Genomic DNA, 1,716 nt, shown 5'->3' on the forward strand with positions numbered 1-1,716 from the left:
GATAAAGAGATAAAATAGTTTGTAATAGGTTTCCGCTTTTACAAACAATGCTCTTTATCCTCTATTCCAAATCCTTACCTAAACGGCATTGGGTGGCCGCCCTCCTGCCCTGGATAAAAAGAAGCAGAAGTTATTGCTCAAACTCTACCATGATAAAGATCATAGCATTGCAGAAATTCTGGACATGTTCCATGTCTCTAAGTCTACCCTTTACAAGATCGTGCGTGAGAATCCTCCTCCAAAGAAAACTTCATGATCACTGCCAACGTTTGCGCAGCCACCGACGAAGGCTTTAGCCGAAGTATGGTGGCTGAGCGCTGTTGGTGGCTGGCTTTTTATCCGTCTATCAATATTTCTTTAGCCTCAAAATTCTTATATGTAATCGTAATATGATGATTTTGATCATGGCTTGTCTCAAATGCCATTTCCCAAGTTGTGTCTCCTTCGTCAATTTTTGGGATAGACATATGTACTGGCCAAAATTCTTGATCAAAGTCCATAATTGTAAATTCAGGTTTCCAATTCCTGAACTCGTCAATAATTAATGGAGCAGATTTTTCAATGATCAAACCATAACTTCTTTCTACATCACGAAAAAACTGCTTCTGTTTTTCTGATGGTCCAGGTATACCTCCATTAATTATTAATTCTATTGATCTTTTAGCTGGTCCAAAGTACTTATTTCCTTCAAAGTAGTCTTTTGAAGATTCTTTAAATTCTATTAATCTAAGAGTACCAAAGAATCCATCTTCAATAGTTTTTGTCTTTCCAAATAGGAAGTCTAATAATCCCATTTTTTTCAATTTAGCTAGCCACCAACGATCACCATAGGCGCAGGCGAGGCCATTGGCCGTAGCTTTGCGCTTATGGCTTGTTACCCTGCGTTTTTAATCTACAAATGTTTCTTTAATTACTGCTTTACAGTTTTTTATCTCTTTAGCAGTAATTTTTCCAAGTACCCTGACAATCCTGCTTTTATCAATGGTTCTTATCTGGTCAATGACTATCCATCCTATTTGATTATTGTGCCGTACTTTTATCCTAGTAGGATAAGGTTTGCTTTTAGTAGTCATTGGAGCTATCACAATAGTCCTTAGGTGGTTATTGATTTCATCGGGTGAAATAATTAAGCATGGTCTGGTTTTCTTTATTTCACTTCCCATTGTCGGATCCAGATTGACCAGAACTATAGCATATTGCTTTAATTCCATTCGTCAAAATTTTCGTCTTCAAAGACATCATCCATAAGTAATTGATCGTCTTGGTTTTCATGCATTTCTTTAAATGCTTTATCCCAATCTTTTCGTGGAGTATCTATAGGACGAAGCACAATCTGTCCTTGCTCAAGGATTACTTCAACCTTGTCTTTGATGTTATATTTATCAAGCAGTGCCTTGTTCAAACGAAGTCCTTTTGAATTGCCAATCTGTATAATTGAAACTTCCATAACTATATCTTTTTGTAATTACAAAGTTATTACAATTTAAGAAAGTTCCAAGGTGTTTAAAATTTAAATGCAGGGTAACGACTGATGCACCAGCCGAGCCGGTTTGTTTGCGTTTCTCTTTCGTATTTCAATTTTTGTGCTTGGAGCTATAAGCTTCCGAGTGCGTTTCTAAGAGGCGTGGTTGGTGCATTTTGTGTGTGCCTTGAATGGTAAATATAGTTCTTTAAAAGGATGTCCCAAAGGGTGAAAGTTCTTGTGTAATATTCACC

Annotated in this window: 4 protein-coding genes; 1 reads left to right on the plus strand and 3 read right to left on the minus strand. The window is 36.9% G+C overall.

Annotated elements, in window-relative coordinates:
* Positions 1-88: 88 nt before the first annotated feature.
* Complete coding sequence (locus WJR50_RS33985; protein ID WP_341297775.1) at positions 89-256, plus strand: helix-turn-helix domain-containing protein; 168 nt, start codon at positions 89-91, stop codon at positions 254-256.
* 79 nt (positions 257-335) lie between these two features.
* Here the strand turns inward: WJR50_RS33985 and WJR50_RS33990 are convergent, their stop codons facing one another.
* The 3 genes from WJR50_RS33990 to WJR50_RS34000 all read right to left on the minus strand — a co-directional run bounded on the left by WJR50_RS33990 (position 336) and on the right by WJR50_RS34000 (position 1,447).
* Positions 336-794 (minus strand): hypothetical protein, encoded by a 459-nt coding sequence (locus WJR50_RS33990; RefSeq protein WP_341297776.1) that lies wholly within the window; start codon positions 792-794, stop codon positions 336-338.
* Between the two features lie 93 nt (positions 795-887).
* Positions 888-1,211, minus strand: coding sequence for a type II toxin-antitoxin system PemK/MazF family toxin (locus WJR50_RS33995; RefSeq protein WP_341297777.1), 324 nt, complete (start codon positions 1,209-1,211; stop codon positions 888-890).
* Entirely contained in the window at positions 1,202-1,447 is a 246-nt protein-coding gene (locus WJR50_RS34000) for an AbrB/MazE/SpoVT family DNA-binding domain-containing protein (RefSeq protein WP_341297778.1), read from the minus strand. Before WJR50_RS34000 ends, WJR50_RS33995 begins: the two co-directional genes overlap by 10 nt.
* Positions 1,448-1,716: the final 269 nt, after the last annotated feature.

The organism is Catalinimonas locisalis, assembly GCF_038039535.1.
GTDB lineage: Bacteria > Bacteroidota > Bacteroidia > Cytophagales > Cyclobacteriaceae > Catalinimonas.

Bases quoted from the DNA above. Each gene is read 5' to 3' on its own strand.
- WJR50_RS33990 (WP_341297776.1), bottom strand. From the start codon at position 794: ATGGGATTATTAGACTTCCTATTTGGAAAGACAAAAACTATTGAAGAT.
- WJR50_RS33995 (WP_341297777.1), bottom strand. From the start codon at position 1,211: ATGGAATTAAAGCAATATGCTATAGTTCTGGTCAATCTGGATCCGACA.
- WJR50_RS34000 (WP_341297778.1), bottom strand. From the start codon at position 1,447: ATGGAAGTTTCAATTATACAGATTGGCAATTCAAAAGGACTTCGTTTG.